The organism is Acidiferrobacter sp. SPIII_3, assembly GCF_003184265.1.
GTDB lineage: Bacteria > Pseudomonadota > Gammaproteobacteria > Acidiferrobacterales > Acidiferrobacteraceae > Acidiferrobacter.
Map to the genome: position 1 here is coordinate 1,311,995 of NZ_CP027663.1, position 17,807 is coordinate 1,329,801.

Consider the following 17,807-nt stretch of genomic DNA (forward strand, 5'->3'; position numbering starts at 1 on the left):
GCCGCATCGGGCCTTCATGGCAGCCGGGCGGTGGTGGTCCGCAAGGCCATAAGCACGCTCTCAGTCCGGCTCTGCCGACGCAGATCGAGTTTCAAGACGAATGCCAGTCGCGCCATGAAGGGCATGCGCAAGCTGGCCCTGAGGCGCTTGAGCTTGTCGGCGGTTTCCGGGGGAAGGGTGGGGACGGAGTCTTGTATCGCCTGGGCATGGGCGTCAATGGCCTGAAGGACCTGGGAGGGCTTCTTGTGGAGCATCCGGCGGATGCGCGTTCCGATATGGGGCGCGCCGATGGCATTCCCCAGATGCTGCCTATAGAGAATGTGCGGCTCTTTGTCGAAGAACACCGGCCCGCCATGGGCGGACACGACGATATAGGACCACCAATCATGGAGAGAGATCTTCGGAGGCCGGGATCGGGCGATGATGTCGGCGGCCGGGCGGTTCAAAAGGATGGTGCAGCCGGTGGCGATATTCTGCGCGAGCGCCGCAGGAAAAGGCAGGTCCGCGCGGAAGGCGGGCGACTCGCGAAGAGGCCGGAGGTCGCGGTCGACGAGCATTTGCCGACCGCAGTAAAGCGCCGGGCGATCCTTGATGCCTTGCAGGATATGGGCGGCGCGGGCGAGCTTTCCCGGCAGCCAGACATCATCCTGATCCGCGAAGGCGACGAAGGGATATCCTCGTGCCGCGCGCAAGAGTGCCATGTAGCTTTCGAGCACGCCGAGCCGTCCCGAAGGCCCGGTCAGCTCGTGGCAGCGGGCCTTGCCGAGGCGCGCGCTAAACTCGCTCATTACGGCGCGTGTGCGATCGCCCGAGCCGTCGTCGCGCCAGATGAGGCGCCAGTACGGGTATGTCTGGCGTTCCAGGCTCGCGAGCTGGTCTGCGAGGTAGGCCTCACCGTTATAGGTCGATAGCAGGATCGCAATCGTGTCGGCCCCACCGGCATGAGCGTGCCGGACATCGCTGTGTGCTTCCTGGGTCATGTATCGCCTATCCTTGGCGTGGGGGCCCCTCTGCGACGGCCTTCCCGCGTGGTTGCCCGAAAATGGCCGGTCGAACCGACCGCGGCGCGCGACCCCTGTCCGATTGGGGGCGCCCCTTGCCGCTGATCGCATGACGCGGCTGTGAGCTCGGGAACCGATGGGGGAGACGGGCGCCCGTGAGGCGTCCTACCGCTCGTATGGGTCATGGGTGCGGTGTCCTTCAAGCTGGCGATGGGCGCGCGTCGAAGTCCGCGAGCATCGATGGGGTGCGTCGTACCGCATCGGCATCGGGATATAGCTCGGTCGTCATGGTCACGTGGAGGCGGATGCGCAACGCCATATCGTCGTGCCCCGTGATGCCATGGCTCCAGCGCGCATTCACGGGATAGGCGTATAGGGCCAGGGGGTGGACCGCATCCTCCAGATGCATGCGGATCGTAAGTCCCTCCTGCCCCATCAAGGCCAGGCCCTCACCGTCGAGCGGCAGCGGCAGGGTGCTATCATCCTTCAGTACTGCGAGCGATCCCCGCGCCTCGACGGTGTGGCCCATGCCGTCCTTGATGGTAAGGACGAGCGTGCCGTGGCACGGCCCCGCACAGGTCCCGACCAGGATATCCAGGCCATGGAGGGTGCCGGTGACGGCATGCGGTATGGCAAAGTGGGCCTCGATCGGTGTGTCCGGGCGCAGGTCGATGGAGTCAGGTTTGGCGTTCGGGGCGCCATAGGGGACATCGATGATCGACGGGGCGCCATGCCAGGGTTTGGGGGCGCGCGGCGGTTTGGCGAGGCCGAACTGTTCGTGGTCGAGACTCAAGTTCGGGTTATAGCCGGGGTCGCTCGCGAACATCGGACCCCACCGCCACTGCATGTAGGCGCATTCCGAGGCGAAGCGCTTACGGTTTGCCGGTGTCTGCTCGTCCCCCCGCGACTTGGACTCGTGATGGTAGAGGACCGCCTGTGGTACCCACACGTTCCGGTAGCCGGCCTCGCGCAGACGCAGGCACAGATCGACGTCGTTGAAGGCCACGGGGAGGTTTTCCGACATGCCCCCCAAGGCCTCCCAATGCTGTTTGCGCATGACAAGACAGGCGCCGGTCACGGCGGTAACGGTTTGGATGAGGACCGCCCGGCCGAAATACCCGCCGCTGTCGCCGGCGACATGCTTGTGGAGATGGCTGGCGATCCCGCCGATGCCGAGGGCCACTCCGCCGTGCTGGACGGTCCCGTCAGGGTAGAGGAGCTTGGCCCCGACCGCGCCGACCTCGGGGCGTTGGGCATGGGCGACCATCTCCGTAAGCCACTCGGGCGCGATCGCCTCGGTGTCATTGTTGAGAAGACACAGGAATTCCCCCGAGCACTGCGGCACCGCCCAGTTGTGCATGTGCGCATAATTGAACGCCGCATCGTAGCGCAGGAGCGTGATCCGTCCCTTACGCTTCAAGCTCGCCAGATAGGTCAGGGTCTCGGGGTCGTCGCTCTGGTTGTCGATGATCACGATCTCCCGATCCGGATAATGGGTCCGCTCGAGGCTCTCCAGACAGGTCCGCAGGACATCGACACCGTTGCGGGTGGGGATGATGAGACTCACGGTGGGGCGGCCCTTGACCGAGAGCCTCGGCCGATGATGGACGCCGTTACACACGGTATCCATGGCAAAGCACGCGCCCTCGGCGCTCAGGAATTCCTGTACGGCCTTGCGCGAGGCCTCGATGCAATAGGGCTTGGCGTCGAGCGAGGCGGCGGTGGAGTTCGGCAGGGTGCGCCAGTGGTACAAGACCGCCGGGATGTGGCGGATCTTGTGGGCGTCAAGCCCCGTGGTGAACCGCAGCACCAGGTCCCAGTCCTGGCTGCCCTCGTAGCCCGCGCGGAATCCGCCGATGGCGAGCACGCGCTCGCGACGGTACACCCCGAGGTGACTGACATAGTTCTGGCCCAACAGCAGGTCCGGGTTCCAGTCGGGCTTGAAATAGGCATCGCTGCGTGTGTCGTGCGCGTCGACCTTGTCCTCGTCGCTATAGAGGAGATCGACATGCGGATGGCGCAGGATCTCCGCGGCCACCCAGTAGAGGGCGTGTTCGGCCAGCAGGTCGTCGTGGTCCAGGAGCGCTATGAACTCGCCGCTCGCCATGGCCAGGGCATCGTTCGACGCGCGCGAGATATGGCCGTTCTTGGCCCTGAAGTGGACACGGATCCGGGTGTCGCGCTTCGCGTAATCCTGCAGAATGCGGCGTACGCGCGGGTCTGGCGAGGCGTCGTCTGCGATACAAAGCTCCCAATGCGGATAGAGCTGATGGCGGACCGAGTCTATGGCGGCTTGCAGAAAGCGGGGCGGGGCATTGTAGACCGGCATGATCACCGAGATCATGGGCGGATGGGTCCAGGAGGCGATCTGGCGGCGGATGGGGCCGCGATCCGCGTCGGTCAGGGTATCGTAGCGCCGCACCCACAGCGCGTAGTCTTGCTCGAGCAGGTTTATGTAGGCGCTCCGCCCCCAGACCGACAGCACGTCCTTGGCGCGCTCCGGCAGCGGCAGGCGATGGAGCAGGGACTTGGCCAAGGCCCGGCGCCGGGCCCGTTGGGACGGGTCCCCGATGAGCGTCTGGCGGGCGGCGCGTAACCGCGTCGCCGTGCGGCGCAGGGGTTCTGTGAGGCGCCAGGATCGGGAGGTGCTGATCTGCTGAAGGGTGGCGCGGGTCGCCGCCAGATCCTTCTGTGCGGCCTGGAGCTGCTTCAGGGGTGGTCGTTGCGGGTCTTGGGCGCACAGCGCAAGCCAGCCCTCGAGCGCGCCAAGCGCATCGCCGTGCGTGGGCGGTGCCGACAATCGCGCCTCGAGGGTATCGGCCTGCGCGACAAGCTCCTCCGGAATGGCCAATTCGATCCAGGAGTCGTCATCCCATAGCCACAGCCCGGCCCCGGCGTCCGATGACGCGCCGGGCGATAGCGACAGCTCCCGCCGGGATTCCCCGAGCAGCGATTCGCGCCGGCCGTCCCATACCCAGAGGGCGCGCGGTCCGCGATAGAGCGCGAGCTCATGGAGGCGCAGATAACACGGCCAGTCGCCCGGGTCGAGTCTCAGGCGGCGCTTGGTGGGGGCCCCGGGGAGCCGCAGGCGCAGGGTATGGGGCCCGGAGCCGAGGGGCAGCGGCCGCGTGGCCCGTCGTGTCTCGCTATAGTGCTCGTGGACGTCCCGCCAATAGACCGCTACGCCGACGGAGGGGCGCGGCGGGCTTGGGTCCGGTCCCTTCCGGGGCGTTGCCGGCAGGGCGTATTCCTCAGGGACCGCCTCCACGACAAATTGATAGACCGCGGCGTCCGGGATCTCGGGGAGCAGGGTTTGCCACAGCAATTGCGGTATCTTCTCGTGATGCCCTGACGGCTGCGCGAATTCCGTGTACTGGATGTCCAGGACCGTGTGGTCGACGACCTGCCCCCGCCACCCGGCCTCGGCAAGCGTGCGCAGAAAGCTTTGTCTCGTGAAGAATCGGAGATGCGTGCGATCCAGAAGGCCCTCGTCGCGATACCGGAAATCCCCGGATAGGAGTTCCCGTATCACGCCCCCGTGGGCGATGTTGGGTACCGATACCAGCAGCCGGCCGTGATCCGTCAGGAGCGGTTTGATGCCCCTCAGGAAATCCGTCGGGTCGCGCAGGTGTTCGAGGATATCGGCGCATACCACGATGTCGTATCGCCGATCGCCCAGACGCGAGAGGACTTGGGTGTCCTCCACGTCGAGCTCCCAGACATCGCGATAATGGGGTCGCGCCAGGGCCGCCGCCTCGGGGTTGATTTCGATGCCATCGACGATACAGTGCCGGGTTTCGCTCAGGTGTTGTCCCAGACGGCCCACGGCGCACCCGACATCCAGCACCTTGGTTGCGGGCGCGATCTGTCGGGCGATCTTGGCAAGGCTGTCGTTGCCGTCGGGGTCGACGGCATTTCGATGATAGATATGCGAGATCTCATTCATGGGGGCCCCTGCAAGGATGGAGGACGGCGCACCTCGGACATCCCGCTTGGCGGTATGAGAGCATCCCGTATGCGGCCTGCCATCGGCCTTGAGTCCTATAGCGGACCCGGGATACACCCCACCTGTCATCGGTCCGGGCTTGCCGGGGATCGACACCGCCGTGCGGGGAGAGTCCTTAAACCTCGGGATTCACCGCGCGTGCTGTCGGAGCGGGCATGGGTCGCTGTAACGGTCTATCGGCCTATACGCTAGGGCGGGGTATATCCGTACCGATCGGGTCGATGGGTGAGGTGTGTTTCGGTCTTGGTGTGCATCGTCGTGTCGTCCTTGTCGGTTGGGGTGGCCCTGTCTCGGCGATTATCCAAACGGCCCGTCCAGGGCCTCGCGAATCGTGCTGTAGCGTCAGCGTTACAACTTGAGGCGATTGTCACGTGGTACGGGGCGGCGTGGCAAGACCGGCGGTCGGTGAAACAGCCGAGTTCGTCAAGACCGGGGCGACGACTGCCCATGCCCGCTTCATGAGGGTCGCCGGTATGTGGTCACCCGTCATGCCAGGCCCATGGCGCGGCGCGTTCCCGCCGGCAAGGATGGCGATGTCGCGATGAGCGGACGCGATGCCTTCCCGGTCATCGAGGCTTCGGTCGATGTCATGTTGATGGCGACCGATCTCGCGAATGAGACCGGAGCTTTGGCCTTTGTCGCGCCCTTTGATGGCAGCGGCTGTGCTATGGCGTAACGATACGCCGGCACTGTTGGTTGACAATCTTTTCGATGCGTTGTAATGCTGGATAGGCGCCATGACGTGCCTCGAACGCTTCTCGCTCCGCGCCGATTCTCTCCTGCAGCCTATCTGCGGTCTCACGTACGAGCTTAGCCAGAAATTGCGGCCGTACGTCGCACGCCTTGGCAAGCGCCCCCCAGTTGGCTTGAGTCATCACGCTGGGATTGCGTTCGCCGCCGACGTCGAGGGCAAGGTGGGTATCGATGCGCTCGATGGCGCGCGTGCACACTAGGTCATAGAACGGCGCCAGGCGGGTTGCGTCATCAGGCCCATGCAACAGGGAGAGGTTCTTGGCATGGCCATCGGAGTTGCCCGCCAGGACATTGAAGATTTGCCAGCGCAGCAGGTGTTGCGCGTCGATGGCCGGCTCGCCGGAGGCCTCCTGCACCAGACGGTAGCACTGCGCGAAGGACGGTCCGCCATGTTCCTGATACTTCTTCTCGTGCCCGTAACCCAGGGCCTGGCAGAAATCCTCCTGGTGTAATCGCTGCACCTCGCCACTGTCATCCCATAGACGGTCATAGCGGGCGATCTGTGCGTAACGAGTCCGCCCGACGGTGCGCAAGGCGATGTCCACGACCGGCAAGCCGATGGCCGCTGCCAGTCGTGTGGCGAAGGTCTCGTAGGCGGGCAGATGACGGTAGTCGGCGAGCTCGAACTTCAGGATGTGACGGGAGGGTGCCTCAGGCTGCGGAATACTGATCGTCGCGTACCAGTATCGGGCACTTGTCCTGTGCGCCGGCGAGCGACAATCGCGGGCGTTCGTCCGCTGGCCAGAAAGCGTAGATCCGTCCCCGGCGCGCCGCCAGATCGGCCAGGTCCTTCTCCATCAACAGGCGGTAGCGCCGCGGGCCCGATGGTTGTCGGTCTATGGGCAGAATCGACAGCGCCGGCGCACTCGCCGCCGATGGCGCGCAACAGGTCGAAATCCGTATTGGGCAGTTTGAGGTCGCGGACGATGTGCTCGCGCGCCGCCCCCTCGGGCAACAGATTGGCGAACCAGCGCTGGGCGGCGCCTTCCTCCGGGGCGAATTCCTGGGCCGCCAGCGGCCAAGCGTGCGCCGGCTCTCGGTATGCGCGACGGGACGTCCAAGTCTCCCTCGCGCCCTCGATCTCGGCGCAACTCATGATCTCTCCGCTCCGCTACGAGATGCCGCGGCCGTCCTGCGGGCGAGCCGTGCGCTTTTCTGGCGCACAACAGGCTCGCCCACAATAACTGGACGGCGTGTCGATGTCCTTGCAGGTGGCCTGCGGCCACCCGCCCGGACCCTACGCCTCCCGCGGACTACGCGCCCTCGCTTACGCTCTCCCTGGCGCGCAGCGAGGGAACGGGAGACAGCGAAGCCGCCGCCTGTGATCCACTCGGGGTAGTAGCGAAACCCGACGGCCCCGGTCGTATTGCGCCAGAGCTGACCGACCAGGCGCTGCTCGTACCAGACGTCGAGGATGTCGGGGTCGCTCATCGGGTCTTACGGCTCTTGCCGGTACGGTAATCCGGCGTTGCCCGTCCGCGCGGTTGGATGATGACCTCCAACCCCAGCGTACGCAGCGCCTTTAGGACCTTGCCGATCTCGGCTGTCTCCTTGCCCCGCTCAAACTCCGACAGGAAGCGCGTGCTCAGGTTACCGAGCCCGGAGACCGTCTCGAGCGTCAGGCGCCGCTGCTTGCGATGGGCGCGCGCCGAGCGGCCGAGCTCCTCGGCGGTCTGCACCGGGCCGTAGATGCCACCGTCCTCTGTCATGGCCGCGCCTCTATAAGGATATCGTACGGTAAAAAATAACGGCTCAATCGGCCGATGGCAAGAAAAAGGTACCGTACGGGAAAAATATAGGCGTGCGAGCGACCTCCGTGGGATATTGATCACGTACGATACAAAACAGGGCGAGTATCACCGGACGCCGTCATGGGCGGGCGCTTAGCGTGTGACCGGCCGCCCTTAAGGTATGGGTCCGATCCTTGGCCCGAAAGATCGGAAATCGGGCTGTCCACGGAGCGCAGGCCGTAGGGCTAAGTCTAGAGCGGTGATCGCCGCCGCGCACAAGCTCGCGCGGTTGATCTCCGCGATGCGCATCAAGGGCGAGGAGGACACCGAGCGCGGCCAAGATGACTATGCGGAACGCTATCGCGAACGGGCGCTCGGGCATCTGGCCCTCAGCGCTGAAAAGAGGGGCGTGAATCTCATGCCCGGCGAACCGGTCACTTCATGACAGCAAGGCCATCCCTATGTGGGAGCGTTTCTTGAGAGGGTATTGGGTAGGTCTGTCGGGGCGGCGCGCGGATCCATGGGCCATAAAAAACGGTGCAGTCACGTCGTCCGAGAGGGCGAGTCTCGCGTCGGTTTATCAGCCGGTTATTATGACGGTACTTTGGCGATGGCGTGCTTACGCGTTTTGGCAAGGACTGTATAGTAGGCCATATCACTACTCGTTGGTGTTCTGTTATGGATAAGTTCATTTCCGCAGCCGAGGCCCATCGCCAGTTCTCCGCCCTTTTGCGTGAGGTGCGCGAGGGTCGCCGGTATGTGGTCACCCGTCACGGTAGGCCCATTGCGCGGCTCGTTCCCATCGGTAAGGCGCTGTAAGAAAATAAAGGTCTCAACTACCCTTTATGTGCGGCTTGATGGTGTAGTTCCATTCGCCATGGAACGTGTTGCGCTCCAAATTGACGCGCTCCATCTGCGCCTGGGTGATTTCGCGTCCGACGGGGTATTTGCGGCGGTCCAATCGGCAAGTGACCTGCAATCCTTTGGCCGTGGTGGTTTTGGCGATGAGATTGACGATCGTTTCGTAGTCCCGTAAAGGTTCTCCGCGCCAGTTCGACGAGATAAAGGAAAACAACCGATGCTCGATCTTGTTCCATTTGCTCGTGCCGGGAGGGAAGTGGCACACGGCCACGGAGAGCCCGGTCTGATCGGCGAATTTCTGCAATTCCAGCTTCCACAGCCGTAGCCGCCATCCGTTGCTTCCGCCGCCATCGGCCGTGATCAGGATTGTCTTCGCCCCCGCATACAGGCGCCGGCCCTCCTGGCGCCACCACCCGCGGATGGAGGCGACGGCAAATTCCCCGGTGTCATGATCGGTCCCCACGTTGACAAAACCGGCATTGCGGCCGATGTCGTAAATACCATAAGGATAGGCGCGGGGTACTTCGGGACCGGGGAAGTCGTGACCTTGCACGGGTTTTGGCCGTTTCGCCGGGAGCCATTGTTGGCCCGGGTTATCATAGTTTCCTATGAGCTCCTTTTTCTTGGTGTCCACTGAGATCACGGGCGTGCCCTGTCTCAGGCATTTCTTGACGGCGGCATTGATGTAGCGAAACTGGGCATCGCGATCCGGATGATCGGCACCCTCCTCGGTCTTGCGATTGCTCTGCAGGCTGTAGTGGAGGTCGTGCAGGATCTGTGCGACCGTCATGTGGCTGATCGGGTGATCTTGCTGGCTCAGTTCTTGGGCAATCGCCCGCGTGCTCTTACAGATCCATCGCAGGGCCGACTCGGGGTCCCCGCGCGTTTGCGCATCGATCAGCCCTTCGAGGCGGGGCACGAGACCGGGATCGGCTCAGTTCTTGGGCAATCGCCCGCGTGCTCTTACAGATCCATCGCAGGGCCGACTCGGGGTCCCCGCGCGTTTGCGCATCGATCAGCCCTTCGAGGCGGGGCACGAGACCGGGATCGGACTGCGTGAGGGACTTGCGGCCCGCCCCTGGTCGTCGGACGCGGCCCACCAGCGGCTGATCCCCTCCCTGGATTTCGCGGATACCCTTGGCGATCGCTTTCCGTGACAGGCCGCAGGCGTGGTGGGACTTGCGGCCCGCCCCTGGTCGTCGGACGCGGCCCACCAGCGGCTGATCCCCTCCCTGGATTTCGCGGATACCCTTGGCGATCGCTTTCCGTGACAGGCCGCAGGCGTGGTGCACGAGAGAGACGCCCCCATACCCCAGGCTCAGCGCTTCATTGGCCGCTACAAGGCGGCGTGTGCGCTCGTCCAAATGCGACCACACAGACCGAAACTTCCGCTTCAATTCCGGCACCGTACTCCAAATGCGACCACACAGACCGAAACTTCCGCTTCAATTCCGGCACCGTACTCATGCTTGCGCAGGATACCGCAATGGCCCCGAGAATGATACCTTTATTTACTTACACTGCCTAAGGATGACGATGTCGCGATGAGCGGTCGCGCGGCCTTATTGGCGCGTCTGGAGGGGCAGCCGGTGAGCGATGTCGGAAGGTGGACGCGCGGGGAACTCTATGAGGATGGTCGGTGAAGGTCGCGCTCGATACGAATGGGCTGGCCTATGTGGGAGGGGTGAGCGGGGCGCAGCGGCGTGATACGGCCCTTGCCCTCATTCGTCGTCTCCCCGAGGGAGGTGATGGTGCCCGTTCAGGTCCTGGGTGAACTCTTTGGCTATATCCGGATCTCCCCACTACTAAACTCCGCATATTCCCTATCGGCATAGCCGTTTTCTGTGCACTCACAGCGTACGCAAATCGGAGGGAATCTGCGCAAGGATATCGAGGTCAAGGATATCGAGGTCTCCGATGGTCAGGAAGATCAGGTCAGCGAAGGGCTCCAAACCCCGGAATCCCGAGGCGCGATTCTTCAGGATCTTGAGCAGACGGTTGATGCCTTCGCCCACGGCATTGGTCAACGGCCGTTTAATGAAAGTGAGGATGTTGTCGAAGTGGTTACGCAGGGTCGTGACAAACCGCCTGAGCGAGGGGAGGCGGCTTCTGAGAGCCGCGGTCATCCAGCGCTGCATTGGTCAACGGCCGTTTAATGAAAGTGAGGATGTTGTCGAAGTGGTTACGCAGGGTCGTGACAAACCGCCTGAGCGAGGGGAGGCGGCTTCTGAGAGCCGCGGTCATCCAGCGCTTCAAGAATCGCTTGGCGGCTCCTGGGTACTGGAAGTGCCAGAAATGGTCGAACTCATCTTTGAGCACCCAGGCGCGGTGAATGTGTCGATTGGAGGTCCGCAGCCGATTGAGAAGCCGCGTGTCGCCCTTGGTACGGTTACGCGAATGCATGCCCAATAACCACCGCAGCCCTTTGATCGCGTGGCGCCCCTCGGCACCCAGCTGCCGCCACTCCTCCTTACGCACCTCGTCTACGGCTTCATTCAGTGGTACGGTTACGCGAATGCATGCCCAATAACCACCGCAGCCCTTTGATCGCGTGGCGCCCCTCGGCACCCAGCTGCCGCCACTCCTCCTTACGCACCTCGTCTACGGCTTCATTCAGGGCCTTCACAAGGTGAAAGCGGTCGATGACAAGCTGGGCTGTCGGGCAATGGTGTTTGATGGCCCCGATATAGGCTTGGCTCATGTCACAGCTGGCCCACCGGATACGGGCCCTTTGGGCCGGCGACAAGGTGAAAGCGGTCGATGACAAGCTGGGCTGTCGGGCAATGGTGTTTGATGGCCCCGATATAGGCTTGGCTCATGTCACAGCTGGCCCACCGGATACGGGCCCTTTGGGCCGGCGATAAGGCCTCGTGGAAGAAGCGGTCGATGGTCTCGCGGCCCTTGCCTTTGCCTACCCATACGACATAAGAGCGGTCGAGATCATAGACAATGGTGGCGAATTTCCGGCCCTTGCAGTAGGAGATTTCATCGACCCCGAGCGTCACGAGACCACGGATGCGATGGTCCGCCTACCCATACGACATAAGAGCGGTCGAGATCATAGACAATGGTGGCGAATTTCCGGCCCTTGCAGTAGGAGATTTCATCGACCCCGAGCGTCACGAGACCACGGATGCGATGGTCCACGCGGCTGCGGGCAATCACGCGATGCAGCAGGTCGGAGACGGTGGAGGACGGCAGCTTGAGAATAGCGCCCGCCGCCTTCTGGGTCATGATCTGACAGAGCGCACAGAGCCGATACTCCGCGGCTGCGGGCAATCACGCGATGCAGCAGGTCGGAGACGGTGGAGGACGGCAGCTTGAGAATAGCGCCCGCCGCCTTCTGGGTCATGATCTGACAGAGCGCACAGAGCCGATACTCCAGGCGATAGGTGATGCGGGCATGCGCCGCCGCCCACGGGATCTCCTCTTGCGTCCGCCCATGCGTGGGGCACTCAATCTCTTTCGGGGCATACCACAGAACGATCTTGCGGCCAAAGAGGGTAATGTCCTCCCACCGTCGGGCCTCCTGGCCCTGACGCACAATCCGGCAGCGGCGTTCACACACGGGACAGCGACAACCATTCTTATACGGCTTTATCCCCAGATGCAGTTCCGTATCGCGCTGCCGGAATTGGAACCAGGTGATCTTCAGCTCCTTCAGGCGTAAAATTTTTGCCAGCAACGTCAGGTTGCTCATGGGTCTCTCCTCTTGTTGATTGGCGTCAACCAAAGAGGGTATGAGACCCGTGTTTTTATCTCCCGGCAAGCTCAGGAATCTGCCTCAAATAGCGTGGGGAAATCCGGATAGACCCCATGGGTCTCTCCTCTTGTTGATTGGCGTCAACCAAAGAGGGTATGAGACCCGTGTTTTTATCTCCCGGCAAGCTCAGGAATCTGCCTCAAATAGCGTGGGGAAATCCGGATAGACCCAACTCTTTAACGTGCCTGTCCGCAAGGCAGGAAAATCCCGGCCGATGCGCGCAACGCGCTCTCAAGCGGGCGCGATGCCTTCCCGGTCATCGAGACTTCACTCGATGGGATGTTGACGGCAACCGATCTCGCGGTCGACCCGAATCTCGGAGTCTGGGACGCCGTGATCTTGTCGGCCGCTTCGCGATCAGGGTGTCGCCTGCTGTTGTCCGAGGACCTTCAGGAAGGCTTTACTTGGGCGGGGGGCACAGTGGTCAATCCATTTTCCTCAACCCCACACCCGTTGCTGCAGACCTTGTTGCAAAACCCGTGAGGCGTGTGGGGCCGTGCCTTCGTGCCTATCGCGCGGGGATGGTGAGCCGAGAGGTCTATCGGGATCCATGATGGAAGATGCGGACCACAGAGCACGGTGCGCACGAGGAAACGTGATGTTGAAGACGGCCTCACGCCATCGAACATCGTAGTCGCCGGCCGCTGCTTGCCTTGCGAGCCGTGCATCAGCCGTGATCAGCGGGAACCCCGCCCGAGCCGCGGCGGCGATGTAGCAGGCGTCGTACGCGGACATTGTGTGTCTCGATGCGATTTCCAGGGCGTCTACGGCCATGGGCTTGGCGGGCAATACCGTCAGGCCGAGACGGGTTAGGTCTTGGAGATGGGCGCGTGCGGAATAGTACGACCGCCAGACCCCTGTCCAAAAACATGCGCGCATTCACGGAAAAAGAGGTCGGGAACGACAGGTTCGGTCCCGTCGTCTTGCGCAACCCGTACCAATAACCTTCGCGCTTTGGTGGAATGCTCCCCGGGCAGAAGGCCTTTACGGCAGACGATCGCATCCAACATGGGCCTCCGTGCGGTCTGCTCACCGCTCACGGTCTTCGCGCACGAGTGTTGCCGAATCGGTCCACTTCCCGGGAGGCGTGATCTCCGGGGCCTCACGATGGATGCGTGCCACGGTCGCCACGCGGCCGAGGCGCGACCCACGCGCTTGGATGTCCATGGCCAGAAGCGGGATCACCTCGGCTGGGAGCGGGGGTGGGTCTTCCCGAGCCAGCTCGTGAACGCGCGCACGGGGCGCATCCGCGACGTTGCGAGTGTGCAGGACGGCCATCCAGGACTCCTTTGCGGGTCACGGCCCTCCCGCGGTCCGCGCATGGGAAAGGCCGGTGTTTCGGTGGCCATTCGATTTCGGTGGTGGAAGCGGTGCCGCGAGGCGGGGGCTTGCCGTCGTCCTCGTCCGCTTCAGACACCGTCCCCGGGTCGTGCGGCTCGCGGTGTGGCCCCTCATCATCGCGACGCCGGAGGCGCTGGGATACGTGATCCCTGATACGCCGCAGGCGCATCCAGTCGTGGTCGCGGCGCCGGGCGGGATGATGCGCGTCCAGGCCGTGGCGCGGCCACGGGCGAATCTTCCAGTGCGGGAGATGGGTGGCGGCCTGCCGGCGCGCACACCTCGGGCCCCTGACATGGTCACGGCTGCTCGGGGTCGAGGGACCGCCCCCGGGAGAGGGTGGCATGATGTCCCGCGGGATGCGCGCGCCCAGGTGGCGATCGTGCACCGAGGTGTCGGCCGGGGCGTGCCCGGGGGATGGGGTAAGGATAGGGCTCATGTGGGACTCCTCGCATAGGCGCCTCGCGGGTGCGGGCGTGGGTTGGGATTCCATGGTGCCGATCTTCAAAAGGGTGTGGCTGCCTGAAGCAGCATCGTGGTCTCGGCGCTCTGGCTGCCCGGGATGCGGATGACCCCCAGGGTCTGGCCAGGCACGCCCGCTATCGGTATCGGGGCCGACCCGGCGGCCGACCAGGTGGCGCGGCGGACCGCGAACGCGATCTCGAGGCGGTCGTCGACGCGGTAATGGATCGCAAGGCCCAGGACGTCGTAGGGACGATCGCCCAAGGACTCGCTTACGCGCGCGCTCTCCAGGGTCTGGGTCGCGACATCGAAGGCGATGGGCTCGGTGGTGGTGATCTGCGCACCCACGGTGTAGCCGGTGAGGGCGTGGAGCGTGAGCACCAGCCGCCGGTCGATGGCATAGTCCATACCCAGTCCGATCCCGAGATGGCCGTCGGTGGAGGTCTCGCCGCCGGGGTTGCCCGTGCCCGGATTCGCGCCGCGCGCCTCACGATGAAAGCCCGCCCCGATATAGGGAATCAGTACGGTATCGCGGTCGTGCCGCCACAGGTCATCGATCACAAGGCCCAGACGCCCGTCGGCGGCGGTCATGCGGTTCGTGGTCGACTCCTGCGCCGGCAGACCCAGCGCGGTATTACCCTGATAATGGGTGGTTCCGAAGGCGCCCGTGAATCGCAGCCACGCATAGAGACCGCCGTCGCGCCGCCCGATATGCTCAAGCCCCACGGTATAGACGCTAAGCCCGCCGCTTTCGGAATCCACCGGTACGGCGTTCATGGCCTCCTGGTAACGTCCCATACCGTAGCCGATCCCGACGAAGACCCCGCTTTGCGCGCGACGGATGGTCCAGGGGATGCGCGAGGCCTGCGTCTGGGGAGAGATTGTGAGCGACAGCGCAGCCGCAATGAGCGTGTAGACAGGTTTCGAAAAGTTCATTCATCGTCCTCCCTCTTGTGGAGCACAACGATAGGCGCAAATGTGTGATTTTGTCGTCCCGCAGTATGGAGGGGTCCGTCTCAAGGCGATATCGCCATGGGAGAAAACCCGGGTACGGTAAGAGACAAAAGACTCCGGAATAGTGGGAATGGGTCCAAGGGCGGGCCCGCGTAAATGCCGGGCTTTGGGCGCGCAAGCACGCAGGTCAAGGGTCGGGAGCCTCCCGGGCGGCGCGGAATCCTTCGGCGGCGCGCCGGTGCGCAAACTATGCGAAGGCGGTGTATCCGAGCATCGGTACGTCCTGGCGGCGGGGTCGCCCACCCCAAAAAGCCGGATTCCGGACCGGTCCGCGCGTCGGAAACGGGTGCTTGCGGACTGTCGCGCCCATGGACAAGGTGTCCCTGCGCGCGGGCCTTACAACACGCCGAGGATGGCTAAGGGGTGGGGTGGGGATCGCGGCTGGTGGGGTGATGCTGGTGGGGTGACTATGAGCTTTTCGGGCCCGACCGCCGGGGTGACACCGGGGTGGGAAAGGACTCAAAAGGGCGGAGGCGCGCGATGCGACTCCATCGCGTGTCGCGGGGGGGCCGCCTGGCCTCACCGCCCGGAGGGTCGCCCGTGACCGGCCGGTCCTGGCGGCGGATGTGGTCTGCCGGAGGTTCCCTCGGTGCAACGGAAAACGAGACCGTCCCAACGGGCCGTGGCCGCCCAAGGCGGGCCCCTATGCGCGCCGCTCAGATGGGGTCAGGCCGCGTCCATGCCCGCGCCGTGCCTATTTCCCTCGCGTCTCGGGGGGGTGAACCAGACGCACGTTCGCGGTGGCCGCGGGCTTTACGTCCTTGTGCGTTATGCGCCCCTCATCGACCACCCGACCCTTGTCCAGACGGACATAGTAGTCGCAGAATTTGTTCACCTGGTCGGGGCTATGGGAGACGAGCAGCAGGGTCATGCCGCCCCGGCGTAGCTCGCTGATCTTCGCCAGACATTTCTCCTGAAAGGCCTGGTCGCCGACGGAGAGGATCTCGTCGGCCAGCACAATGTCCGGCTCCAGATGCACCGCGACCGCGAAGCCCAGGCGCATCTGCATCCCCGAGGAGTAATGCTTGAGCGGGGAGTCGATAAACCGGGAGAGTTCGGCGAACTCGACGATGGCCTCGAGACGCTTGCGGACCTCGCGGTTCCGAAAGCCGTAGAGGCTCGCGTTCAGAAAGACGTTCTCATAACCCGTGAGCTCCGGGTTGAATCCCACCCCCAGCTGGATCAGAGGCGCCACGCGCCCGCGCGCGATGACATGCCCCGATGTGGGCGTCAGGATGTTCGCGATCACCTGGAGGAGCGTGCTCTTCCCCGAGCCGTTGTGTCCCAAAAGCCCGAGGCTCTGACCTTGTCCGACATCGAAGCTGACATCCGTCAGGGCCTGAAACCGTTCCCGCTGCTGGCGCTTGTCGGCATGGAAGAGCCCGAGAAAGCGGGTCTTCAACGCCATGGCGCGATTGTGATAGAGCGTGAACTCCTTGGAGACGTGGCTTACGGAAAGGGCCGGTGCGCTCATGCCTAGAGGAGCTCGATCAGTTGGGCGGCCTTGGCCCGGAACAGCGACATGCCCGCGGTGGCGGTCATGGTCGCGAACACCGCCATCAGGCCCCACGTCGACGGCGAGGGTATGCGGCCACTGTAGAGCAGGTCATGAAAGGCCGTGAAGAAATAGGTCAGCGGGTTCAAGGCAATGATGTCCCGGAAGAGGTGGGAGTGGATCATGCTGACATCGAAGGTGATGGGGGTGACCCAGAAGAGGAACATCAGCAGAATCTCGATCAGATGCTTCAGGTCGCGGAATTCGACGTGCAGCACCGAGAACACGAGCGCGATACCCCAGCTAAAGATAATGAACAGGGCCAGCGCGAAGGGATAGAGCAGCATGTCCCAGTGATACACACCCCCGATCAGGGGGAACACTGCGAACAGGACCAGGAACGCCGCAATCGACAACACCAGACTAAAGAGGACATTGGCGGTGGGCACCAAAATCCGCGGGAAATAGATCTTCTGCAGGAAACTTGACGCCCCTGTTAGGCTCTCGCAGCCCTGCAGGACCGCCTGGCTAAAGAGGTTATAGCTCACCACCCCGATAAAAATGTACAGCACATAATCCTTGATGTTGGACCGGAATACATGCGTAAAGATCACATCATAGAGGATAATCAGGGCAAGCGGATTGCCGAGCGACCAGGCAAACCCCAAGGCCGCGCCCTGGTAACGCACCCGGAAGTCCTTACGGATGAGGTTGTAGACCATGTCGCGGTATACCCACAACCGGCGAGCATGGGCAGCGAGTTGATTCAACACCAGAGGCCCCTTGACACCCAAATATAGACAGCACGCATCGGTATTTCCCGGCAGGCGCCCGTCCCTCGTGCCTGTTTCCCGGCACGTCCGCCGTGCCCCGAAGCCCTGTGTACTCATGCCGGGCGCCCCGGAACAATCAAAAATCCCTGCAATGCACCCCGTACCTTATCACGAAACAGGGTAGCGCATGAAACGGTCGCGACGGGGCCCGTGCCCCGAAGCCCTGTGTACTCATGCCGGGCGCCCCGGAACAATCAAAAATCCCTGCAATGCACCCCGTACCTTATCACGAAACAGGGTAGCGCATGAAACGGTCGCGACGGGGCCGGTTCTCGGCCCGATGGCCGGGCTTCAGTCCTTCCGGCCCGTTCCGATAGTCCCCGGCCTTTGGGCACCCAAGCGCGGGGTGGCCCGGCAATCACCGGGGTCCGGGATCTTCGCCGGCACGCTATATTCGCAGATTGGCCGCAGGCGGTGTATCCGCGTATTGGCACCGGGGTGCTTGGGTCGTCCACCCAAACCGTCTCGCATTCCGGGCAGGCCCGCCTGCCGGCCGGCGAGAGAGGCGTACGCGCTCAGGGCCGAGCGCATGGTGGGGTATGGGCCTCATG

19 protein-coding genes and 2 pseudogenes are annotated in these 17,807 nt (G+C 63.6%); 3 read left to right on the top strand and 18 right to left on the bottom strand.

Annotated elements, in window-relative coordinates; translation table 11 throughout:
• Window positions 1-14 precede the first annotated feature (14 nt).
• Together C4901_RS06585 and C4901_RS06590 are read right to left on the bottom strand one after the other, a co-directional pair.
• Window positions 15-980 (bottom strand): glycosyltransferase family 2 protein, encoded by a 966-nt coding sequence (locus tag C4901_RS06585; RefSeq protein ID WP_168185589.1) that lies wholly within the window; start codon window positions 978-980, stop codon window positions 15-17.
• A gap of 220 nt (window positions 981-1,200) precedes the next feature.
• Window positions 1,201-4,947: a glycosyltransferase gene (locus C4901_RS06590; protein ID WP_168185590.1), complete on the bottom strand. Its 3,747-nt coding sequence runs from the start codon at window positions 4,945-4,947 to the stop codon at window positions 1,201-1,203.
• A gap of 559 nt (window positions 4,948-5,506) precedes the next feature.
• Between C4901_RS06590 and C4901_RS17590 the strand changes: the two genes are divergently transcribed.
• A complete protein-coding gene (locus tag C4901_RS17590) occupies window positions 5,507-5,683 on the top strand; it encodes a hypothetical protein (protein ID WP_168185591.1) in 177 nt (58 codons plus the stop codon).
• On the opposite strand, the gene C4901_RS06595 is transcribed toward C4901_RS17590, so the two are convergent.
• The 5 genes and pseudogenes from C4901_RS06595 to C4901_RS06610 all read right to left on the bottom strand — a co-directional run bounded on the left by C4901_RS06595 (window position 5,673) and on the right by C4901_RS06610 (window position 7,469).
• Entirely contained in the window at window positions 5,673-6,431 is a 759-nt protein-coding gene (locus C4901_RS06595; protein WP_370445972.1) for a HipA domain-containing protein, read from the bottom strand. The genes C4901_RS17590 and C4901_RS06595 overlap by 11 nt on opposite strands.
• Window positions 6,412-6,561, bottom strand: coding sequence for a hypothetical protein (locus C4901_RS18485; protein ID WP_240611837.1), 150 nt, complete (start codon window positions 6,559-6,561; stop codon window positions 6,412-6,414). Before C4901_RS18485 ends, C4901_RS06595 begins: the two co-directional genes overlap by 20 nt.
• Before the next feature lie 106 nt (window positions 6,562-6,667).
• A pseudogene (locus C4901_RS19250) lies at window positions 6,668-6,856 on the bottom strand (HipA N-terminal domain-containing protein); the annotation flags it as partial.
• Window positions 6,853-7,191, bottom strand: a complete 339-nt coding sequence (locus C4901_RS19255) for a HipA N-terminal domain-containing protein (RefSeq protein WP_110136650.1) — start codon at window positions 7,189-7,191, stop codon at window positions 6,853-6,855. The pseudogene C4901_RS19250 and the gene C4901_RS19255, both read right to left, overlap by 4 nt.
• The gene (locus tag C4901_RS06610) at window positions 7,188-7,469 is read right to left on the bottom strand and encodes a helix-turn-helix transcriptional regulator (protein WP_110136651.1); all 282 of its coding nucleotides are present in this window, start codon (window positions 7,467-7,469) and stop codon (window positions 7,188-7,190) included. The genes C4901_RS19255 and C4901_RS06610 overlap by 4 nt, the downstream gene beginning before the upstream one ends.
• Before the next feature lie 280 nt (window positions 7,470-7,749).
• On the opposite strand from C4901_RS06610, the gene C4901_RS06615 reads away from it, so the two are divergent.
• The gene (locus C4901_RS06615) at window positions 7,750-7,935 is read left to right on the top strand and encodes a hypothetical protein (RefSeq protein WP_110136652.1); all 186 of its coding nucleotides are present in this window, start codon (window positions 7,750-7,752) and stop codon (window positions 7,933-7,935) included.
• 233 nt (window positions 7,936-8,168) lie between these two features.
• On the top strand, window positions 8,169-8,309 hold the full coding sequence (locus tag C4901_RS06620; RefSeq protein ID WP_110136653.1) for a type II toxin-antitoxin system Phd/YefM family antitoxin: 141 nt from the start codon (window positions 8,169-8,171) through the stop codon (window positions 8,307-8,309).
• Between the two features lie 13 nt (window positions 8,310-8,322).
• Here the strand turns inward: C4901_RS06620 and C4901_RS06625 are convergent.
• The 11 genes and pseudogenes from C4901_RS06625 to C4901_RS06685 form a co-directional block, all read right to left on the bottom strand.
• Window positions 8,323-9,757 (bottom strand): annotated as a pseudogene (locus tag C4901_RS06625) (ISAzo13 family transposase).
• A 444-nt stretch (window positions 9,758-10,201) separates the two neighbouring features.
• A complete protein-coding gene (locus C4901_RS06635; RefSeq protein ID WP_168185593.1) occupies window positions 10,202-10,477 on the bottom strand; it encodes a transposase in 276 nt (91 codons plus the stop codon).
• Complete coding sequence (locus C4901_RS19260; RefSeq protein WP_370445973.1) at window positions 10,416-10,754, bottom strand: transposase; 339 nt, start codon at window positions 10,752-10,754, stop codon at window positions 10,416-10,418. Before C4901_RS19260 ends, C4901_RS06635 begins: the two co-directional genes overlap by 62 nt.
• A gap of 88 nt (window positions 10,755-10,842) precedes the next feature.
• Window positions 10,843-11,052, bottom strand: coding sequence for a transposase (locus C4901_RS06645; protein WP_240611838.1), 210 nt, complete (start codon window positions 11,050-11,052; stop codon window positions 10,843-10,845).
• Between the two features lies 1 nt (window position 11,053).
• A complete protein-coding gene (locus C4901_RS06650) occupies window positions 11,054-11,356 on the bottom strand; it encodes a transposase (RefSeq protein WP_168185596.1) in 303 nt (100 codons plus the stop codon).
• A gap of 98 nt (window positions 11,357-11,454) precedes the next feature.
• A complete protein-coding gene (locus C4901_RS06655; protein WP_110136658.1) occupies window positions 11,455-12,051 on the bottom strand; it encodes a helix-turn-helix domain-containing protein in 597 nt (198 codons plus the stop codon).
• Window positions 12,052-12,552: 501 nt separating this feature from the next.
• Window positions 12,553-12,993, bottom strand: coding sequence for a type II toxin-antitoxin system VapC family toxin (locus C4901_RS19265; protein WP_110136659.1), 441 nt, complete (start codon window positions 12,991-12,993; stop codon window positions 12,553-12,555).
• A 150-nt stretch (window positions 12,994-13,143) separates the two neighbouring features.
• The gene (locus C4901_RS06665) at window positions 13,144-13,392 is read right to left on the bottom strand and encodes a hypothetical protein (protein WP_110136660.1); all 249 of its coding nucleotides are present in this window, start codon (window positions 13,390-13,392) and stop codon (window positions 13,144-13,146) included.
• 564 nt (window positions 13,393-13,956) lie between these two features.
• Window positions 13,957-14,850, bottom strand: a complete 894-nt coding sequence (locus tag C4901_RS06675) for a hypothetical protein (RefSeq protein ID WP_110136662.1) — start codon at window positions 14,848-14,850, stop codon at window positions 13,957-13,959.
• A gap of 772 nt (window positions 14,851-15,622) precedes the next feature.
• Window positions 15,623-16,402, bottom strand: a complete 780-nt coding sequence (locus tag C4901_RS06680) for an ABC transporter ATP-binding protein (protein WP_110136663.1) — start codon at window positions 16,400-16,402, stop codon at window positions 15,623-15,625.
• A 2-nt stretch (window positions 16,403-16,404) separates the two neighbouring features.
• Window positions 16,405-17,196, bottom strand: a complete 792-nt coding sequence (locus C4901_RS06685; RefSeq protein WP_205736242.1) for an ABC transporter permease — start codon at window positions 17,194-17,196, stop codon at window positions 16,405-16,407.
• Between the last annotated feature and the right edge of the window lie 611 nt (window positions 17,197-17,807).

Coding starts and splice junctions, on each gene's coding strand:
- C4901_RS06665 (WP_110136660.1), bottom strand. CDS start 13,392: ATGGCCGTCCTGCACACTCGCAACGTCGCGGATGCGCCCCGTGCGCGC.
- C4901_RS06655 (WP_110136658.1), bottom strand. CDS start 12,051: ATGAGCAACCTGACGTTGCTGGCAAAAATTTTACGCCTGAAGGAGCTG.
- C4901_RS06590 (WP_168185590.1), bottom strand. CDS start 4,947: ATGAATGAGATCTCGCATATCTATCATCGAAATGCCGTCGACCCCGAC.
- C4901_RS17590 (WP_168185591.1), top strand. CDS start 5,507: ATGGCGCGGCGCGTTCCCGCCGGCAAGGATGGCGATGTCGCGATGAGC.
- C4901_RS06610 (WP_110136651.1), bottom strand. CDS start 7,469: ATGACAGAGGACGGTGGCATCTACGGCCCGGTGCAGACCGCCGAGGAG.
- C4901_RS06620 (WP_110136653.1), top strand. CDS start 8,169: ATGGATAAGTTCATTTCCGCAGCCGAGGCCCATCGCCAGTTCTCCGCC.
- C4901_RS06675 (WP_110136662.1), bottom strand. CDS start 14,850: ATGAACTTTTCGAAACCTGTCTACACGCTCATTGCGGCTGCGCTGTCG.
- C4901_RS06645 (WP_240611838.1), bottom strand. CDS start 11,052: ATGAGCCAAGCCTATATCGGGGCCATCAAACACCATTGCCCGACAGCC.
- C4901_RS06585 (WP_168185589.1), bottom strand. CDS start 980: ATGACCCAGGAAGCACACAGCGATGTCCGGCACGCTCATGCCGGTGGG.
- C4901_RS19260 (WP_370445973.1), bottom strand. CDS start 10,754: ATGCATTCGCGTAACCGTACCAAGGGCGACACGCGGCTTCTCAATCGG.
- C4901_RS06680 (WP_110136663.1), bottom strand. CDS start 16,402: ATGAGCGCACCGGCCCTTTCCGTAAGCCACGTCTCCAAGGAGTTCACG.
- C4901_RS06635 (WP_168185593.1), bottom strand. CDS start 10,477: ATGACCGCGGCTCTCAGAAGCCGCCTCCCCTCGCTCAGGCGGTTTGTC.
- C4901_RS19265 (WP_110136659.1), bottom strand. CDS start 12,993: ATGCGCGCATGTTTTTGGACAGGGGTCTGGCGGTCGTACTATTCCGCA.
- C4901_RS19255 (WP_110136650.1), bottom strand. CDS start 7,191: ATGAGCGACCCCGACATCCTCGACGTCTGGTACGAGCAGCGCCTGGTC.